The 17,542-nt window shown below is 54.0% G+C and carries 18 protein-coding genes; 9 read left to right on the forward strand and 9 right to left on the reverse strand.

What is annotated here, in order from left to right:
• Positions 1 to 65 precede the first annotated feature (65 nt).
• Positions 66 to 251: a 50S ribosomal protein L32 gene (gene rpmF, locus ACOOGA_RS03095; RefSeq protein ID WP_025896608.1), complete on the reverse strand. Its 186-nt coding sequence runs from the start codon at positions 249 to 251 to the stop codon at positions 66 to 68.
• A 296-nt stretch (positions 252 to 547) separates the two neighbouring features.
• On the opposite strand from rpmF, the gene ACOOGA_RS03100 reads away from it, so the two are divergent.
• From ACOOGA_RS03100 to ACOOGA_RS03140, 9 genes are all read left to right on the forward strand, one after another.
• A complete protein-coding gene (locus ACOOGA_RS03100) occupies positions 548 to 1,486 on the forward strand; it encodes a 2-hydroxyacid dehydrogenase (protein ID WP_417460251.1) in 939 nt (312 codons plus the stop codon).
• An 80-nt stretch (positions 1,487 to 1,566) separates the two neighbouring features.
• Complete coding sequence (locus ACOOGA_RS03105; RefSeq protein ID WP_417460252.1) at positions 1,567 to 2,547, forward strand: calcium/sodium antiporter; 981 nt, start codon at positions 1,567 to 1,569, stop codon at positions 2,545 to 2,547.
• Positions 2,544 to 3,305 (forward strand): SDR family oxidoreductase, encoded by a 762-nt coding sequence (locus ACOOGA_RS03110; protein WP_417460253.1) that lies wholly within the window; start codon positions 2,544 to 2,546, stop codon positions 3,303 to 3,305. The genes ACOOGA_RS03105 and ACOOGA_RS03110 overlap by 4 nt, the downstream gene beginning before the upstream one ends.
• 4 nt (positions 3,306 to 3,309) lie before the next feature.
• On the forward strand, positions 3,310 to 3,738 hold the full coding sequence (gene folB / locus ACOOGA_RS03115; RefSeq protein WP_417460254.1) for a dihydroneopterin aldolase: 429 nt from the start codon (positions 3,310 to 3,312) through the stop codon (positions 3,736 to 3,738).
• Between the two features lie 459 nt (positions 3,739 to 4,197).
• A complete protein-coding gene (gene uvrC, locus ACOOGA_RS03120) occupies positions 4,198 to 5,967 on the forward strand; it encodes an excinuclease ABC subunit UvrC (RefSeq protein WP_420429460.1) in 1,770 nt (589 codons plus the stop codon).
• Between the two features lie 72 nt (positions 5,968 to 6,039).
• Complete coding sequence (pgsA, locus tag ACOOGA_RS03125; protein WP_417460256.1) at positions 6,040 to 6,591, forward strand: CDP-diacylglycerol--glycerol-3-phosphate 3-phosphatidyltransferase; 552 nt, start codon at positions 6,040 to 6,042, stop codon at positions 6,589 to 6,591.
• Between the two features lie 2 nt (positions 6,592 to 6,593).
• On the forward strand, positions 6,594 to 6,848 hold the full coding sequence (gene moaD / locus ACOOGA_RS03130; RefSeq protein WP_417460257.1) for a molybdopterin converting factor subunit 1: 255 nt from the start codon (positions 6,594 to 6,596) through the stop codon (positions 6,846 to 6,848).
• Between the two features lies 1 nt (position 6,849).
• Positions 6,850 to 7,299, forward strand: a complete 450-nt coding sequence (locus tag ACOOGA_RS03135; RefSeq protein ID WP_417460258.1) for a molybdenum cofactor biosynthesis protein MoaE — start codon at positions 6,850 to 6,852, stop codon at positions 7,297 to 7,299.
• A 56-nt stretch (positions 7,300 to 7,355) separates the two neighbouring features.
• Positions 7,356 to 7,685 (forward strand): ArsR/SmtB family transcription factor, encoded by a 330-nt coding sequence (locus ACOOGA_RS03140; protein WP_417460259.1) that lies wholly within the window; start codon positions 7,356 to 7,358, stop codon positions 7,683 to 7,685.
• Positions 7,686 to 7,756: 71 nt separating this feature from the next.
• Here ACOOGA_RS03140 and ftsZ read toward each other — a convergent pair whose 3' ends face one another.
• From ftsZ to murD, 8 genes are all read right to left on the reverse strand, one after another.
• The gene (ftsZ, locus tag ACOOGA_RS03145; protein ID WP_417460260.1) at positions 7,757 to 9,448 is read right to left on the reverse strand and encodes a cell division protein FtsZ; all 1,692 of its coding nucleotides are present in this window, start codon (positions 9,446 to 9,448) and stop codon (positions 7,757 to 7,759) included.
• 67 nt (positions 9,449 to 9,515) lie between these two features.
• Positions 9,516 to 10,781 carry a cell division protein FtsA gene (gene ftsA, locus ACOOGA_RS03150; RefSeq protein WP_417460261.1) on the reverse strand — a complete coding sequence of 422 codons (1,266 nt, stop codon included), beginning with the start codon at positions 10,779 to 10,781 and terminating at the stop codon, positions 9,516 to 9,518.
• Between the two features lie 18 nt (positions 10,782 to 10,799).
• The gene (locus tag ACOOGA_RS03155; RefSeq protein ID WP_417460262.1) at positions 10,800 to 11,543 is read right to left on the reverse strand and encodes a cell division protein FtsQ/DivIB; all 744 of its coding nucleotides are present in this window, start codon (positions 11,541 to 11,543) and stop codon (positions 10,800 to 10,802) included.
• A 35-nt stretch (positions 11,544 to 11,578) separates the two neighbouring features.
• Entirely contained in the window at positions 11,579 to 12,511 is a 933-nt protein-coding gene (murB, locus tag ACOOGA_RS03160) for a UDP-N-acetylmuramate dehydrogenase (protein WP_417460672.1), read from the reverse strand.
• Positions 12,511 to 13,926, reverse strand: coding sequence for a UDP-N-acetylmuramate--L-alanine ligase (murC, locus tag ACOOGA_RS03165; RefSeq protein ID WP_417460263.1), 1,416 nt, complete (start codon positions 13,924 to 13,926; stop codon positions 12,511 to 12,513). The genes murB and murC overlap by 1 nt, the downstream gene beginning before the upstream one ends.
• Entirely contained in the window at positions 13,923 to 15,032 is a 1,110-nt protein-coding gene (murG, locus tag ACOOGA_RS03170) for an undecaprenyldiphospho-muramoylpentapeptide beta-N-acetylglucosaminyltransferase (RefSeq protein WP_417460264.1), read from the reverse strand. Before murG ends, murC begins: the two co-directional genes overlap by 4 nt.
• Positions 15,029 to 16,180: a putative lipid II flippase FtsW gene (ftsW, locus tag ACOOGA_RS03175; protein WP_417460265.1), complete on the reverse strand. Its 1,152-nt coding sequence runs from the start codon at positions 16,178 to 16,180 to the stop codon at positions 15,029 to 15,031. Before ftsW ends, murG begins: the two co-directional genes overlap by 4 nt.
• Positions 16,177 to 17,541: a UDP-N-acetylmuramoyl-L-alanine--D-glutamate ligase gene (murD, locus tag ACOOGA_RS03180; RefSeq protein WP_417460266.1), complete on the reverse strand. Its 1,365-nt coding sequence runs from the start codon at positions 17,539 to 17,541 to the stop codon at positions 16,177 to 16,179. Before murD ends, ftsW begins: the two co-directional genes overlap by 4 nt.
• Position 17,542: the final 1 nt, after the last annotated feature.

Raw genomic sequence — 17,542 nt, forward strand, 5'->3', positions numbered from 1 at the left:
AAAAGAAAACCGGCGCCCCACAAGGAGACGCCGGTTGTCAGAATTCGCGTTGAAGCGTTAAAGGCTTAGTAGTCGCCTTTTGGCTCCAGAACCTGCTTGCCACGGTACATGCCTGTCTTCAGGTCGATGTGGTGACGCAGTTTGTATTCGCCAGTGTGTGAGTCTTCCTGATAGTTTACGGCTTTCAGGGCATCGTGCGAACGACGCATACCACGGCGAGAGCCAGTTACTTTTCTCTTAGGTACTGCCATTTTTCTAACCTTTTCGCTCGCCGGGGCCCGCCAGAGGCGCCTCCGGGCAACACTTTCGGATCCACGGTCACGTGAACCCCTTGATTCGAGGCGCGCAACATAAGGCGAGCCTAATTCAATTGCAAGAAAAACCTTACTCACGCGCAAGGCTGTTCGTTCGGGCGTTCTGATAATTGATTCCAAGCAGCAATTCAAGCAGACATTTCCAAACTTCGCCCTAAGTGTTTATGAAGGAGCAAAACAGCGCCAACATTGCAGTACCAAAAGCCCGGAACGATATTAACTGGCAGGACATTATGACACGCATTCTTTTCTATCTCGAAGACTATAGTCACGATATCTGGCGTGATTCCCTTCTGAAGGTCGCCCCGGGTATTGACTTCCGCAGTTATCCTGATTGGGGAACCCCTGATGATGGCCCCGCCTATGCTTTTGTATGGGAGCCAGAACCCGGCTTGATCGCCAGTTACCCCAACATTAGGGCCGTGTTCTCGTTGGGGGCAGGCGTAGATCACCTCACCCGTGACCCGAACCTCCCGCCGGAGGTGCCTATCATTCGCATGGGGGATGACGGCTTAAAGGAAGGCATGGCCGAATTTGTGGCCATGAGCGTGCTAATGCATCACCGCGGCATTCCCAGCATGATCACTAAACAAAAGAACAAAGACTGGGGCCGCTTTTTTGCAAAAGCCGCAAAAGATGTTCGTGTTGGCATTCTGGGGTTTGGTGCCCTTGGTCGGGTCGCCGCTGAAGCGCTTACCCCTTTCGGTTATCAGGTTGCGGCCTGGTCACGCACCCCAAAAAACCCAGTTGAGGACGTAACGCTTCACCATGGCTCAGACCGCCTGGATGATTTCCTGGCCAATACCGACATTCTAGTTGGCCTGCTGCCGAGCACACCAGAGACCCAAGGCTTACTTGATAAGGAACGCCTGTCACTTCTACCGGAAGGTGCCAGCATCATTAATGCCGGGCGCGGCACCCTGATCGATCTTGATGCCCTGAAGGCCCATATGGAAAGCGGCCATATCGCTAGCGCGACACTTGATGTGTTCCCGGAAGAGCCTCTCCCCAGCAATCATCCACTTTGGGGGCTGGACAATTTGATCATCACCCCCCATATCGCAGCGATAACACGCCCTGACACAGCGGCGGAATATGTAGTACGCAATATTGCCCGCATTGAACAGGGCGACGCGCCAGAGAACCTGCTTGACGCAAATCGTGGTTACTAAGCCTTCCTTTTCCGGAGTCTTGTACCTATATAAGCGCTAAGCAGCACTTTGGCGTGTGCATAAAAGGATACGATCACCATATGGCATATTTTCAAGTTGTCGCCGGGTTAGTATTGCTCGTAGTCGCCGGCGACTATCTGGTCCGCGGATCAGTTTCTTTAGCTATGCGTGCCGGTCTGTCAAAACTCGTTATCGGCCTTACAATCGTTGCTTTTGGCACATCCGCCCCTGAAATGCTGGTTGGTGTTGACGCGGTCCTTAAAGGCGCGCCGACCCTCGCGATAGGAAACGTGGTTGGCTCAAACATTGCTAACGCCTTGCTGGTTGTTGGCCTACCTGCTGTCTTGGCCCCCATGACCTGTTCAGCACCCAAGCTGGGCCGCAACCTGGCAATCATGCTAGGCGCCAGTGTTGTTTTCATTGCCCTTGCCTATGATGGATCGTTCACCTGGCCTGAAGGGCTGATGTTGCTCGCATTCCTTAGCATGTTCCTGATGTACTCTATCCTTGGCAGGAAGGCTTGCCCCAAGGAAGCCGCCGCACAGATGGAAGAGATGGAAGAACTGGACCGCAAACCAGACAGCTACAAAGTTGCATTTATTTGTCTTTTTGGCGGCCTTCTGGGGCTTGCACTAGGTGCCGATATGCTCGTAATCGGCTCTGTACACATTGCACGGGAATTTGGCATCTCTGAAGCCGTAATCGGCCTGACCCTTGTGGCTTTGGGCACAAGCCTGCCGGAACTGGTAACCGGCGTCATGGCTGCTATTCGCGGCCACTGTGATGTGGCGGTCGGTAATGTGATCGGGTCCAACATCTTCAACCTGCTGGCCATAATGGGCGTTACGTCACTATTTGGCACGGTTCCTGTGCCCGATAGCTTCTTGCGTGTAGATCTCTGGGTGATGCTTGGTTCTTCCATCCTCCTTGTGCCGTTTATCAAGCTACGTTCCAACGTGGGTAAACTGAGCGGCGCGGCTATGGTTATGCTATATATCGGCTATATCGTTTATCTTGCTCATTCGTCGGAAAGTGCTGCAGTTATGGGGCTTCATGTATGACACGACTGCCAAAAGCAGTTCTTGTTACCGGTGCTGCACGCCGTATAGGCCGCGCTATCGCACTTGACCTTGCCGCTGAAGGCTGGGCTGTCGCTGTGCACTATCATGGCTCCCCGGATGACGCCGAACAGACAATCGAGGAAATTGAGGCTTTTGATGGTAAGGCTGTTGCGGTTCAGGCGGACCTCAGCGACAGCTCCGACACCCTGTCGCTTGTGAGCAACGCCGCCGAAGCACTTGATACCCCACTGACGGCCCTCATAAACAATGCCTCTGTTTTTGAAGATGACCGACTGCAGAACTTCAATCCAACCAGTTGGCACAACCACATGAACGTCAACTTGATGGCCCCTGCTCTCCTAAGCCAACAGTTCGCGGCCCAATTGCCTGGTAGCATACAAGGCAGCATCGTCAACATGATCGATCAAAGAGTTCTGAAGCTGAACCCTCAGTATTTTTCCTATACTACGTCGAAAGCGGCGCTCCTGACCCTTACCAAGACCATGGCACAAGCCCTTGCGCCTACCATTCGCGTTAACGCCATCGGACCTGGCCCAACGCTAGCTAACATGCAGCAAAGCCCTGAGGATTTTGCATCTGAGGCCGCGAATGTGCCGCTCGGCAAAGGCCCAACGCTAGATGAAATTTGCCGTACGGTGCGTTTTCTGCTTGAGACTCCTTCCATCACAGGGCAAATGATGGCGCTGGACGGCGGCCAACACTTGGCTTGGCGCACCGCCGATATACTTGAGGACTGATGCCATGGCGCACGATGATGCAACGATCAAAACCAACATCCTCCACATGCCTTATGCGGATGCCACACGTTCGGTGCGACATGTTTTTGTGCGCGACTATGAGACCGTGGCAAAAATTGGTGTATGGGACCACGAGAAAGATACGCGCCAGCGTATCCGCATCAGTGTAGACCTCTCCGTGCTTGAGGGCGGTGAGCACCACGAAGATCAACTATCAAAGGTTGTGTGCTACAACGACGTCGTAGTTGGCATTCAAAAAATCCTCACCGAAGGCCACATAAATCTTGTCGAGACATTGGCCGAGAGAATCGCACAGATGACACTGGAGGACATCCGGGTGATCGGCACTAGGGTGAAGGTAGAGAAGCTTGAGGCCGTCGAAGGCGCTGCAAGTGTTGGTGTGGAAATCGAACGTCACAGGCACGCCCAATAAGCTTAACCAATTAGTAACAATTGGCTTTTCCCAGCGCTCGCCTCATGTTTTAACGCAAAGTTGTGCACACCGAATCAACCGCTGCCATAATGCATTTCATTAGACAAGCGGCCAAAGGACAACCTAAAAAAAATCTCACCTTGACCGCCATCAATCCTATACAAATCAATGACTTAGATAAATTGCTCAAAAATTGTGCAATCCGTAAAAAACCTAGTGTTACAGCGATGTTGCAATCACAACATCGAACTTTCCCACAAGGTTATCCACAGGATACGTGGAAATCTTTTTTCCGAATCAATATATAAAACTGTCGCATTGATTCTTCTGTACCAATCCGGCACAAGTTGATGATCAGAAGAAGGAATATGATCCGTGACCGAGGCGTCGCTCGAAAATGGTATTGCGACAATTAAAGCGCATATAAAAACTGCGCCGACGGCCCCAGGTGTGTACCGAATGCTTTCAAAGCACGGTGACGTTCTCTATGTAGGCAAAGCCAAAAGCATCAAGAAGCGCATAGTTGCCTATACGCAACCTAACCGTTTAAGCGTACGATTGATGAGAATGGTAGCCGCCACCACCTCCATGGTGTTTGTCACAACGCGCACAGAGGCTGAGGCACTTCTTCTCGAAGCATCACTCATCAAACGGTTTAAGCCACCCTTCAACGTGCTTCTGAAAGACGACAAGTCCTTCCCCTATATATTGCTGCGTGAGGATCACGAATGGGCACAGATCAGCAAACATCGCGGTGCACGGCGTCATAAAGGTCAATATTATGGGCCGTTCGCGAGCGCTTCTGCCGTAAACCGCACGCTGAACACCTTGCAGAAGGTCTTTCAGCTTCGCTCCTGCACTGACAATACACTGGAAACACGGACACGTGCTTGCCTCCTGTATCAGATCAAGCGTTGCAGTGGGCCGTGCGTCGGGCATGTTTCAAAATCAGAATATAACGATATGGTGGCAGAGACCCGCGCGTTTCTTGAGGGGCGGACATCAGGCATCCAGAAGAAGTTTGCAACGGCCATGCAGGAGGCCAGCGACGATCTGGAGTTCGAGATCGCCGCAATATTTCGGGACAGGCTGAACGCCCTTACTCACATTCAAAGCCATCAAACCATGGTCAATGCTATGGTCGACGAAGCAGATATCATCGCTGCAGCTGAGGTCGGAGGTCAGGTCGGCATTCAGGTCTTCTTTTTCCGGGCTGGGCAAAACTGGGGCCACCGGGCCTATTTCCCCAAACACGACAAGTCAGATGGCATCGAAGACGTATTGATGGCGTTCATAAGCCAGTTCTATGACAACAAACCTGCCCCGCGCCTCGTCCTTCTGTCGCATGCAGTGCCTGACCAAGCTCTCCTCTCTGCGGCCCTAAGCGAGCGCATGGACCGCAAGGTGACCCTAACGGTACCCGAACGTGGCAAAAAGGCGGATGTAATGCGTGAGGCGATCCGTAACGCCAAGGAGGCGGTTGAAAGAAAGCTCGCTGAAAGCGCGAGCCAGACCAAACTGCTTGAAGGTGTTGCCCAGCTGTTCGACATGGCCGAGCCACCCAAACGCATCGAAGTTTATGACAATAGCCATATTCAGGGCACCAACGCGGTTGGTGGCATGATTGTGGCTGGGCCAGATGGCATGATGAAAAATGCATACCGGAAATTCAACATCAAGTCGGAGGACCTCACCCCGGGGGATGACTTCGGCATGATGCGGGAAGTGATGGAACGCCGCTTCAAACGGTTGATCAAGGAAGACGCCGACAAGGAGCGCGGCCATTGGCCGGATGTTCTCCTGATTGATGGCGGCAAAGGACAGCTCTCTTCGGTTATGGAAATTCTGCATGATCTTGGCGTAAACGACGTAACCGTTGTCGCAATTTCCAAGGGCCCAGACCGGCATGCCGGGCGGGAACAATTTCACATGCCTGACCGCGAAAGCTTTATGCTGCCGCTCACCGATCCAGTCCTCTACTATCTCCAGCGCCTTCGTGATGAAGCCCACCGGTTCGCGATCGGAAGCCACCGCGCAAAACGCGCGGGCGACATCAAAAAATCTCCACTCGACGGCGTACCGGGTATTGGGCCAAAACGGAAAAAGGCGCTCCTGCATCATTTCGGCTCAGTAAAAGCCATCACAGGCGCTGATGTACGCGACCTAGAGGGCGTCGAAGGCATTTCTCGTGCCATGGCTCAACAAATATACGACCATTTTCAGAGCTAAGGCATATGGCTATGATTGACCGGGCCGCCAATTGGGTTATGGTGGCGACACAAGCATAACGAGGGTACAATCATGTGGACATTGCCGAACATTTTGACGCTGTCACGTATCCTTGTGATTCCTATTCTGGTTGCGTCCTTCTTTCTTGAACAGCCACTTGGCAGCCATGTGGCGTTTGTGACCTTCTCACTTGCTGGCATCACCGACTTTTTTGACGGTTATCTGGCACGCGCTACTGGTTCCGTTTCAAAAATTGGCATGTTTCTCGATCCTATCGCAGACAAGCTGATGGTAGCGGCAGTGATTGTCATGGTCGTATTCGCAGGCTGGGTGTCGGGCGTGCATGTAATAGCAGCCGTCATCATCATGTGCCGGGAACTGCTGGTATCGGGCCTTCGCGAATTTCTTGCCGGCGCGCAGGTAAGTGTCCCTGTGTCCATGCTCGCGAAATGGAAAACAACAGTGCAGATGCTCGCACTGGGTATGCTTGTCTGGTCAAAAGGTGCTGTGGAATTTAGCCTACCTGCCCAAGAACTTGGCATCATATCGCTGTGGATTGCGGCAGTACTTACACTATACACTGGCTATGACTATCTGCGGGCTGGCCTCAAGCACATGGTGTAGTCGTGGCGCAGATACTCTATTTCTCGTGGGTTCGTGAAACCATTGGCAAATCGGAAGAAAGCTTTAGCCTACCGCAGGGTGTTACTACGGTTTCGGCTTTGATCGACCATCTGGCAACACGGGGCGAAAATTACGCCCGCGCGTTTGCGAAACAGGACGCCATTCGCATTGCCGTCAATCAGGTCCATGTCAAACCAGACCATAACGTCACAAATTCAGATGAAATCGCCTTCTTCCCTCCTGTCACCGGAGGTTAATATGGCCAAGGTTTCCGTTCAACCTGAAGATTTTGACATCAATACAGAGATTGCGTCGATTAGAGGCAGCAGAACTGACATCGGCGCCATCGTCACATTCACCGGCACAGTGCGAGATGTTGGTGGCTCACTCGCCAGCATGACACTTGAACATTATCCCGGCATGACAGAACGTGAGCTTGAGAATATCGCTAGCGAGGCTGAAAAGCGTTGGCCGCTTATGGGCTGCCGGGTCATCCACAGGTTCGGCACACTCAAGCCCGCCGACAATATCGTTCTTGTGATTACCCTAAGTGCGCATCGGCAGGCAGCTTTTGAAGCGGCAGATTTCCTGATGGACTTCCTCAAATCCCGCGCGCCTTTCTGGAAAAAGGAAGATGTGGGTACAGACGCCGTATGGGTCGACGCCAAAGAAACGGATGAAAACGCGCTCGAACGCTGGAAATCCTGACTCTCTGTTGCTATCAATGGCAAACACGACCAACCGACACCCGGAGCCCCTTGTCCATGAACGATGACAACGCCGTGTCACAACTCAGCGCCCTCGCTCAGGCGACACGTTTTGCGGTTTTTCGCCTGCTCATGCGTTTTGGGAAAGACGGCATGGCGGCAGGGGATATCGCCAAACAACTTGGCGTGCCACAAAATACGCTTTCCGCGCATCTGAACATATTGTCGAATGCTCATCTGATCGTTGCAAAACGAGATGGCCGCAGCGTGATCTATTCCATCAACGTTGACAGTACACGTGACCTCATGAGCTACCTTGTTAACGATTGCTGTGATGGTCACCCGGAGATATGCTCGATCTCTGTTGAGCAAGTAGGCTGCTCATAAACGACCTCACCTGGCACGCGCAAAAGAAAAGCCGGGTCGAAGCCCGGCTTTAATAGTCTATACTCTAGCGCCTAGTTTTGCTGGCGCTTTAGAAAACTTGGAATTTCAAGCTGGTCCTTGGTCGGCTTAACCGACGCTGGACGCTCATCCGGATTCACACCGCCGAATTTTGGCTCAACCTTACCTGCGTCATTGGAAGGAACCTGACGTGCCACAGGCGCTTCTGCTTCACCGCTTCTAAGGCCTGCCGTCATCAACTGGAACAAGCTACGCTTCTGTGGCTGCGCGTCGTCAGCGTCAGATGCTTCTTCGTCTGTGTGAGTTTGTGTTTTTGCCGGTGTGCCGCTGGCGTAAGCTGCTTCCTGGAAAGCGTTGGCTTCGCCAAGAGATGCTTGGCTCGCCTTGGGCGTCATCGGCGCGTCAGCGATAAAGGTATCATCGCCTTGAGCTGCGACCGCACGAGCCTCGAGGTCATCCTCTACAGAAGTCTCTTCGACTTCCGCACGTTCTTCTTCCCGCTCTGCATTTTCAGCTTCATTTTCAGCTTCGGTTACCTCTCTTGGTCCCTCAGCTTCTTCCGGGTCTTCAATAGCCTCCTGAAGAGAAGACAAAGCGCTCATCAGGTCATCAGCAGTATCTTCTGCCTTTGCCTCAGGTTCTGACATTTCAGCAACTGTGATGGCGTCTTCTGCTTTTGCCTGATCGGCACTTTCTTCAGCGGCGGCCAGTTTTCTTTCCGCTACAGACGGTGTTTCGATACGTTCCCGGCGTGGCATGGGCATCTGCACATTACCAGCACCACCTTCAATACCAGTCGCAACAACAGACACGCGCAGGCGGCCTTCAAGGTCCTGGTTAAATGCGGAACCGAAGACGATAAGAGCGTCAGGGTCTACCTGATCCCTCACCATATTCACCGCTTCATCAACTTCATAGAGCGTCATGTCCATGCCGCCCGTCACGTTGATGATAACGCCTTTTGCCCCCTTAAGGGATGCTTCCTCAAGCAGCGGGTTGGAGATCGCCGCAGCAGCCGCGTCACGTGCACGCGTTTCGCCTTCTGCTTCGCCTGTGCCCATCATCGCTTTGCCCATTTCAGACATCACGGTGCGCACATCGGCGAAATCGAGGTTAATCAGGCCCGGCATTACCATCAGGTCGGTAATACCCCGCACGCCAGAGTGCAGAACTTCATCCGCCATGTTAAAGGCGTCAGCGAAGGTCGTGCGCTCATTCGCCACCCGGAACAGGTTCTGGTTCGGGATGATGATCAGCGTGTCAACGTGCTGCGCAAGCTCCTGAATACCCGCGTCCGCAATTTTCATGCGGCGCCCGCCTTCAAACTGGAACGGCTTGGTAACAACACCGACCGTCAAGATGCCCTTTTCACGCGCCCGGCGTGCAATCACCGGCGCTGCCCCTGTGCCGGTTCCGCCGCCCATGCCTGCGGTAATGAACGCCATATGGCAACCACCAAGCATGCTGTCGATGATATCCACAGCTTCTTCCGCCGCGGCTTCACCAATTTTCGGCTGCGCCCCAGCACCCAAACCCTGGGTGATCTGCACACCAAGCTGGATGCGATTGTCGGCTGATGCGTTTGCAAGCGCCTGCGCATCTGTGTTCGCGACTATAAAGTCAACGCCCTGCAGCTGTGCTTCGATCATGTTGTTGACCGCGTTACAGCCCGCACCACCAACACCGATAACTGCAATCTTTGGTGTCAGCTCGGTCAGTTCCGTATTTCCAAAATCAATAGACATTGCCCAGTACCTCCGTTTGATCCTTGTATCCTGCCCCGCACGCCAAAACCAGCTGCAGGTCCGCCCGTTAAAAATTGTCCCTGACCCAACGCGACAAGCGGCTGAGTGCGCTTGCCGGAGGTGGGGTACGTTTTTTGTTACCTTTAGTGTTTACTGTGTCTTCTACTGGCCGCTTCGCGGCGTAAATAAGCAAACCTACAGCTGCAGCAAATGTCGGAGCCTGTGCTGCTTGCGGTAAGCCATGTACTAACTCGGGGCGCCCGATACGTACCTGACGTCCCATAATTTTACTTGCGAGGTCACGAATGCCTTCAGCTTGCGCAACCCCTCCTGTCAGCACCACACGGCGACCGGCAACACCTGCAAACCCGCAGGCCTCGAACCGGTCCGAAATCGTACCAAACAGTAACTCCAATTCTTTCTGAATAACGCTGGTGAGAGCGCTTCTTGGCATGCGGATAACCGCATCATCCCGGTCTTCACCTACCTGAGGCACTTCAATCTCAAGCCGCTCATCAGCTGTATCCACCACCGCCGCACCATTAAAGGTTTTCAAGCGCTCCGCATGCTCAAATGGGGTTAAGAGGTTTCGCGCCACCTGCTCGGTGATCTGTCCGCCGCCGAAAGGAAGGATTTCCGCGTGTACAAGTGCCCCTTGCGCAAAAACCGCGATGGAGGTCGTGCCCGCGCCAATATCGATGCAGGCTGCACCCATTTTGGCTTCATCTTCAACTAGTGTCGAAAGCCCTGAGGCAAATGGTGTCACCACAGCGCCTGCCACATTGAGGTGCGCACGGCGCACGCAGGCCTGTAGGTTCTGGAGCGGCCCTGCTGATACGGTCACTACATGCAGCGCTACACTCAGTTTCTTGCCGTACATGCCGATGGGAGCTTTGACACCAAAGTTGCCGTCCACCGCGTAGGCTGCTGGAAACGCATGCAGAAGGCCATCTTCCGCGAAATCCACCTGATCCTTGGCAAGAGCCACGGCCTTGTCGAGATCGGCCTGGCTCACAGCGTGGCCAGCAATATCTACATTTACTTCCACGACCCGGCTCTTGGGCTCACCGCCCGAGAAGGTAAGGTAAACATCAGAGACAGTTGCGCCTGCCATTTTTTCGGCCTGATCGACCGAGGCGCGGATCGCCTTTTCCGTCGCCTCCATATCAACGATGGCGCCAGACGAAACACCACCTTCGTTGGCGCGATTACCGACACCACGAACATGGATATGCCCTGCACCATCAAATTCAGCGATCAGACAAGCCACCTTTGCTGAACCAACGTCCAGCGCTGCGATAAGTCCTTCAGGTGTGCCATTGATCGTTTTCATGTTTTGCTACTCAATACTTCATGTTGCCCAGCCGGTGCCGTCCATAATACGGCGACCTTCTGGCGAAACCCTAAGAACCATGCGGTCTGGCAGGCGCATATCAATGACACTCACCTCCCGTTCAAGCAAGCGATACTCACCCTGCAAAGTGGCAAATTTTTGCCATGCTGCTTGAGCGTCATATTGAGCGGGCGCGCCCTCAGGTAATTTGACCCGCACTCCATTGTCAAAAATAAGGTCCCAGCGTCTCTCGCTTACAAATACTGCTGTTTTAATCCGCGCAGAAAGCGCTGGTGCATTATCAAGCATACCATGCAAATCACCGGCTTTTTGGTCTGCCCCTTGGCCAACCACCATAATAAGATGCGCGAAGTCAGAAAGCCCACGCTTGGTAATCACATGACCTGTTTCATCAATCAACCGAACGGTGCCATCCTGCTGCCAAAGCGCAAAAGGCTCACGCTCGGTGATATTGATTTTTAGCTTACCCGGCAGTATCCGGCTTACCTCAGCCTTTTTGACCCACGGCAGCATTTCAAGCTGTGCGCGAATGCGCTCCAGATCAATCGAGAGCAGAGGCACACCACTGTCCACATCAAGCGCCGCAAGCACTTCTGCCCTGCTTGCACGTACCACACCGTCAAGCTCAAGGTCATTGAGCACAAATCCCGCATCGCGCGTGCGCTCAACCACCCACGCTTCAATTTTCGGGGCCAGCAGGGTTCCGTAAATGCTGGCCGCTGTCAGCAGTCCTAGACTCAAAAGCAATATTCTGTACTGGCGAAGGGTTTGCAGCATCAAACAGTGCCTCCATCACCCTTGCGGCCAAGAATGGCAATTTCCCACACCAGCTCAACACCTGTCTTTTCCTTGACCTTGTCACGTACAGCCTCGCCCAGTGTCTCAATATCGCTCGCCGTAGCGCCACCATGGTTGATGAGAAAGTTGCAGTGTTTCTCTGAGATCTGCGCATCACCGATACGCATGCCACGGCATCCGGCATCGTCGATAAGCTGCCAGGCTTTTTTGCCCTCCGGGTTTTTAAAGGTGCTGCCGCCGGTACGAGTACCAATCGGCTGGCTCTCCTGCCGTTCGGCCGAAATTTCGTCCATCCGGGCTTTAATATCGTCTGCTTCACGGATTTTGGTATGGAAAGATGCCCGAAGGAAAATCAGCTCCTTCGGTGCTTTACTCTTACGATAACCATAGCCAAAATCGTCAACCCGCAACTCATGTACATGCCCATAACGGTCAACCGCATGGGCATGAACAAGCACATCCTTGATTTCCCGGCCGTAAGCACCGGCATTCATACGAAGCGCACCACCAACCGTTCCCGGCACACCGACCATGAACTCGAGGCCACCCAAGCCCGCTTTCTGTGCAGCCCGCGCAACATGTACGTCCATGGCAGCGGCGCCTGCCTTCACGACATCAGCCCGTATCTCAATCTCTGAAAAGGCACGACCAAGTCGGATGACAACACCTTCAATGCCACCATCGCGAACAAGAAGGTTGGAACCCACACCGATAACCGTCAGCGGAATATCGCCGGGCACATGGCGCAGGAAGTTTACCAGATCAGCTTCATCTGCGGGTTCGAACAAAACATCGGCCGGACCACCTGTCTTGAACCAACTGAGTCGCGCAAGCGGAGCATCTTCAACAAGACGGCCCCTCACGTGCGGTAACCGGTCGATAAAAGCGTAATGTTTGGTCGCGACCATCATCATTGTTCACTCTCCAACGTCTCAAGCTCTGCGGGCAGGTCATTAGCCCATTTGCTTATTGAGCCGGCGCCGAGACAAACGACAACGTCGCCTGCCTCGGCATACCGGTGAACGGCCTCTGCGAGGTCCGTCTCGCCATAGATTACGTCAACCTGTCTGTGGCCATGAGCCTTAAGCCCAGCCACCAGGCTATCTCTGTCCGCGCCCTCGATAGGCTTTTCACCTGCTTCATATACAGGCGCCACAATCACCGTATCGGCGTCGTTGAAGCAAGTGCAGAATTCCTCAAATAGGCTTTTGAGCCTCGTGTAGCGGTGCGGCTGCACGACAGCGATCACGCGGCGGTCAAAGCTCTCCCGTGCAGCTTTCAATACGGCCGCGATCTCCACAGGGTGATGGCCATAATCGTCAATGATCGTCACACCACCAACCTCACCAGTTTTCGTGAAGCGACGCTTCACACCGCCAAAGCCTGCAAACGCCGCCTTGAGCGTTGCATCGTCCACATTCATCTCTAGGCCAACAGCAATTGCCGCAAGCGCGTTCTGTACGTTGTGCATACCTGGCATCGGCAGGCTAACCGCCTCGATAGCGCGGTCTTCGCCTGCGATGCGCGCGCGCACCACAACATCAAATGTAACCGTGCCGTGTTTCGAGCGCATATTCACCGCCCGCACATCTGCCTGGGCTGACATCCCGTAAGTGATAAATTTGCGGCCCCGCACATGGGTGATAAGCCCCTGCACTTCCGGGTGGTCAATGCACAGGATCGCGGCACCATAAAATGGAATGCGGTCGAGAAATGCCTTGAAAGCTTCCTTCTCGGCCTCAAACGTGCCGTAGAAATCGAGATGCTCGGCATCCATATTGGTCACCACAGCGATGGTTGCGGGAAGCTTGACAAAAGTGCCGTCACTTTCGTCCGCCTCGACCACCATCCAGTCACCTTCACCAAGGCGGGCGTTGGTGCCATAGCTATTAATGATGCCGCCGTTGATAACTGTGGGGTCAATATGGGCAGCCTCAAGAACTGCGGCCACCATGGAGGTGGTTGTGGTTTTACCGTGGGTGCCTGCAACTGAAACACACCATTTGAGGCGCATCAGTTCGGCCAGCATTTCCGCACGGCGCACAACGGGAATAACCTTTTCACGAGCCGCCATAACCTCAGGGTTGTCAGCCCGGATCGCGGACGACACAACAATAACCTGACTATCCCCAAGGTTTTCAGCGCACTGGCCGATTTTAACCTCGATCCCCATCGCCTGCAGGCGTTTTACGTTAGCGTTTTCGCTGATGTCGGAACCCTGTACACTATAGCCTAGGTTATGCATCACCTCAGCAATGCCCGACATGCCAATACCGCCAATGCCGACAAAATGAACCGTACCTATGTCAAACGGGATACCTTTCATGGGGCCGTTCTTTCCTCTTTCACTATACTCGTTACAATATCTGCAAGCCGCTCTGCAGCATCAAGGCATGCGATCTCCCGCATACCGTCTGACGCGTTCCTAAGTGCCGATGGATCGGCCAGCAGGAAGCCTAATTTTTCTGTGAGCGCCTCTGGTGTAAACTCATGCTCTTTCATCACCCAACCACCACCGGCATCCTCGATCACCGACGCGTTCACGCTTTGGTGGTCGTCAGCCGCGATCGCAAGGGGGACCAGAATAGCAGGACGCCCCATGGCACAAAGCTCTGCGATAGTCGACGCGCCGGAGCGGCTGATCACCAGCTGTGTACGCAGCAACAGTGACCCGACATCATCAAAATAGGATTGTACCCGGTGCTTCACGCCCGCGTCCGTATAGGCTGCAACCACGCGCTCTACATCTTCTTCCCGCGCTTGATGTGTGATTTCAAGCCGGGACTTCATATCGTCTGATAAGGCCGCCACAGCCGCAGGCACCACATCTGAAAGGATACGCGCGCCCTGGCTTCCTCCAATCACCAAAAGGCGGATGTCACCAAACCCGAAGGGCACGGCATAGGCAATGTTGGAGAGTTTTGAGATCAAGTGCCGCACAGGGTTGCCCGTTACCTCAGTATAGGCGCCTTTGGGAACACGCTGGCTATTCTCAAGCGACAGTGCCACCACGCGGGCATCTTCTGCCATAAAACGATTAACACGGCCCAGCACCGCGTTCTGTTCATGCAAAACGTATGGAATTCCTTTGAGGCGCGCAGCAATAACCGCTGGCATTGAAGGATAACCACCGAAGCCAACCACCACGTCAGGACGACGTTTTGAGAAATGACCCCGCACCTGAATCGTACTTTTGATAATGCTAAGAGCAGCGCGAACTTTGCCAATTAAACCACCGGCCATATGACTGCTGGTTTGAAGCACTAATCGGTTCGCGTCGGCCATCGCGTTCTTGATTGCATCGCCGCGCGTATCGGTAATCAGGAAAACCTCGCACCCCTGACTCGTCAGCACGTCAGCGACAGCCTCGGCTGGCATCATATGCCCCCCGGTGCCGCCCGCGGCCAAAACGATATAGGGTGCCTCTGTCACTCTGCGGCCCTCCAGCCCAACGGATCGGTGCCGGGCCTGATAAAACGGTTCCTTCTGGTCAACGCAAGCACCATGCCAGTACCGATTGCCAACGCAAGCATGGACGACCCACCGTAAGAGATAAACGGCAATGTCATGCCCTTTGAAGGCAAGATAGCCAAATTCACACCGATATTGATCAACGCCTGCATGCCGAATTGCATGATGAGGCCAGCAGCCGCGAGCAACCGGAAGGGATTTTCTTCCTCCAGAAGATGTGCGAGGCCCCGCACCACAAGGCCAGCGAACAGAATAAGCAGCATAACACAAGCGATGGCGCCGAACTCTTCACCAACCACAGCGAAGATATAATCCGTGTGCGCGTCAGGCAGGTGTAACTTTACAGCGCCTTCTCCTGGTCCTTTACCCAACATTCCGCCAGATTCGAACGCCTGCATGGCCTTGTCTGTCTGATAAGTATCCCCGCTTTCGGGAGATATAAACCTGTCTATCCGGCTAGCTACGTGGGGCAGTAACGCGTAACCAAGGCCAAGCCCCAGAAGTCCAACCACACCAGCGAGCGTGAGCCACATTAGCGGCAGGCCCGCAAGCGCCATTTGCGCCATCCATACGCTACTGACCAGAATGGTCTGACCAAAGTCGGGCTGCAAAACGAGCAACATCACAACAAGAAGATAAAGCCCGAAGGCAACCCTTTTTGCAGGCACTTTTTCGTCGGTGAAGTGCGAGGACAAAACCCATGCGGTCGTGACAATAAAAAAGGGCTTCATGAACTCGCTAGGTTGAAGCGTGAAGCTGCCGATCTGCAGCCAACGTGTCGCACCCTTGATTTCGGGGCCAACCAGCAGCGCCAGCAGCATCAGCAAAATCATCGCGGGAAAGCCAAGAATAGCCATCCGCCTCACCATCGTGGTGGACATCATGGAAATACCCAACACCGTCACAAGTGCCACGCACAGGAAGAAGGCTTGCCGCTTTACGAAATGCAACGCATCAAGGCCAAGCCGTTCAGCAACTGCGGGGCTTGCGGTAAGGGTCAGCCAAATACCTACAGTGATCAGAACGAGGATAAGAGCCAGCATCCACCGATCAACTGTCCACCACCAGCGGGAAAGCACGGAATTATCAGTACGGGAAAACGCGATCATGAGCGTTCTCCTGTCCGCGCAAGCACAAGGGAACGGAATACATCGCCTCGATTTTCAAAATCCCGAAACTGGTCAAACGCCGTGCAAGCCGGTGACAGCAATATAACATCGCCTTCAACCGCGTTAGCCCGAGCACACTCGATAGCGTGTTCAAGATCACGGCAATCGGCAACGTCTACATCACCGCCAACGTCATGCGCGATGGCATCAGCCGCTTCACCAATCAGGTAGGCATGCTTCACTGTACCCATGAGGGCCGCAAGCGCCGTGAAATTCTTTTCTTTCGGCCTGCCGCCCGCAATCCAGTGAATATTCTCAAATGCCCTGAGGGCGCGCGAGGCGGCGTCAACGTTGGTAGCCTTGCTGTCGTTCACATACCGAATGCCGTCGATGGTGGCGACGGTTTCCTGCCTGTGCGCCAAGCCGGGGAAAGAGCCGAATGCAGAAATAATATCCTCAAACTTGAACCCAAGGCTACGGCCTGCGGCATAGGCGGCGGCTGCATTTTGCCAGTTGTGGCTGCCCAGCAGCATGGGGGCACATTCCCGCAGATCTGCGCAAACGACAGCTTCACCGTCCATATCGTCGGTCAGCATTCCGTCCAAAACATATACACCGCCCGCGACTGCCGTTTCGACGGAGATTGGCACCACATGCCCCGCATAAGTAGTCGCCATCGCAGCACCATGGCTGTCATCAACACTGATCACGGCCACACCGTCAGGCCCTTGTTGTTCAAACAGCCGCTGTTTGGCTGCCACATATCCATCAAGATCACCGTGCCGATCCAGATGGTCCGGTGTGATATTCAGTAGAATTCCGATATCAGCCTTAAAGCTTTGTGTGAGGTCCAACTGGAACGATGACATCTCAAGTACATAAACGCCGCCCTCGGGTAGCAGATCAAGCGACAAGATACCTTTGCCTATGTTGCCGCCAATTGCGGCTGGCAAACCACACTCGTCCACAACATGGCCAATAAGGGCTGTGGTGGTAGATTTCCCGTTCGTGCCGGTGATGGCCACAACCTTATGGGGGGCCATATCCGTGCGCGCTTTCTCAAAAAAATCAAAGTCGCTAATGAGCGGTGTGCCAGCCTCGCGACACCGAACCACAATGGCGTGAGGCGCAGGGAAATTAAGCGGAACACCAGGTGCCAGCATCACCGCATCAAGGCTATGCATATCAGCTTCATAGAGGTCATGTGAGTATGCACCAACCGCCGCCCGGCGCTCCGGCACATCGTCCCACGCGAGAACGTCAGCGCCAGATGCTTCAAGCGCCTGTACGGCCGCCACGCCAGTACGCGCAAGACCAAAAACTCCGACCTTCTTACCTTTATATGCTGATGCGGTGATCAAC

Source organism: Kordiimonas sp. (assembly GCF_965216265.1).
Taxonomy (GTDB): Bacteria; Pseudomonadota; Alphaproteobacteria; order Sphingomonadales; family Kordiimonadaceae; genus Kordiimonas.

Excerpts from the sequence above, each read along its gene's own strand:
- uvrC (WP_420429460.1), top strand. The coding sequence starts at position 4,198 with ATGCTTTCAAAGCACGGTGACGTTCTCTATGTAGGCAAAGCCAAAAGC.
- folB (WP_417460254.1), top strand. The coding sequence starts at position 3,310 with ATGGCGCACGATGATGCAACGATCAAAACCAACATCCTCCACATGCCT.
- ACOOGA_RS03135 (WP_417460258.1), top strand. The coding sequence starts at position 6,850 with ATGGCCAAGGTTTCCGTTCAACCTGAAGATTTTGACATCAATACAGAG.
- murC (WP_417460263.1), bottom strand. The coding sequence starts at position 13,926 with ATGAAAGGTATCCCGTTTGACATAGGTACGGTTCATTTTGTCGGCATT.
- murB (WP_417460672.1), bottom strand. The coding sequence starts at position 12,511 with ATGATGGTCGCGACCAAACATTACGCTTTTATCGACCGGTTACCGCAC.
- ftsW (WP_417460265.1), bottom strand. The coding sequence starts at position 16,180 with ATGATCGCGTTTTCCCGTACTGATAATTCCGTGCTTTCCCGCTGGTGG.
- ftsZ (WP_417460260.1), bottom strand. The coding sequence starts at position 9,448 with ATGTCTATTGATTTTGGAAATACGGAACTGACCGAGCTGACACCAAAG.
- pgsA (WP_417460256.1), top strand. The coding sequence starts at position 6,040 with ATGTGGACATTGCCGAACATTTTGACGCTGTCACGTATCCTTGTGATT.
- ACOOGA_RS03100 (WP_417460251.1), top strand. The coding sequence starts at position 548 with ATGACACGCATTCTTTTCTATCTCGAAGACTATAGTCACGATATCTGG.
- ftsA (WP_417460261.1), bottom strand. The coding sequence starts at position 10,781 with ATGAAAACGATCAATGGCACACCTGAAGGACTTATCGCAGCGCTGGAC.
- ACOOGA_RS03110 (WP_417460253.1), top strand. The coding sequence starts at position 2,544 with ATGACACGACTGCCAAAAGCAGTTCTTGTTACCGGTGCTGCACGCCGT.
- ACOOGA_RS03140 (WP_417460259.1), top strand. The coding sequence starts at position 7,356 with ATGAACGATGACAACGCCGTGTCACAACTCAGCGCCCTCGCTCAGGCG.
- ACOOGA_RS03105 (WP_417460252.1), top strand. The coding sequence starts at position 1,567 with ATGGCATATTTTCAAGTTGTCGCCGGGTTAGTATTGCTCGTAGTCGCC.
- rpmF (WP_025896608.1), bottom strand. The coding sequence starts at position 251 with ATGGCAGTACCTAAGAGAAAAGTAACTGGCTCTCGCCGTGGTATGCGT.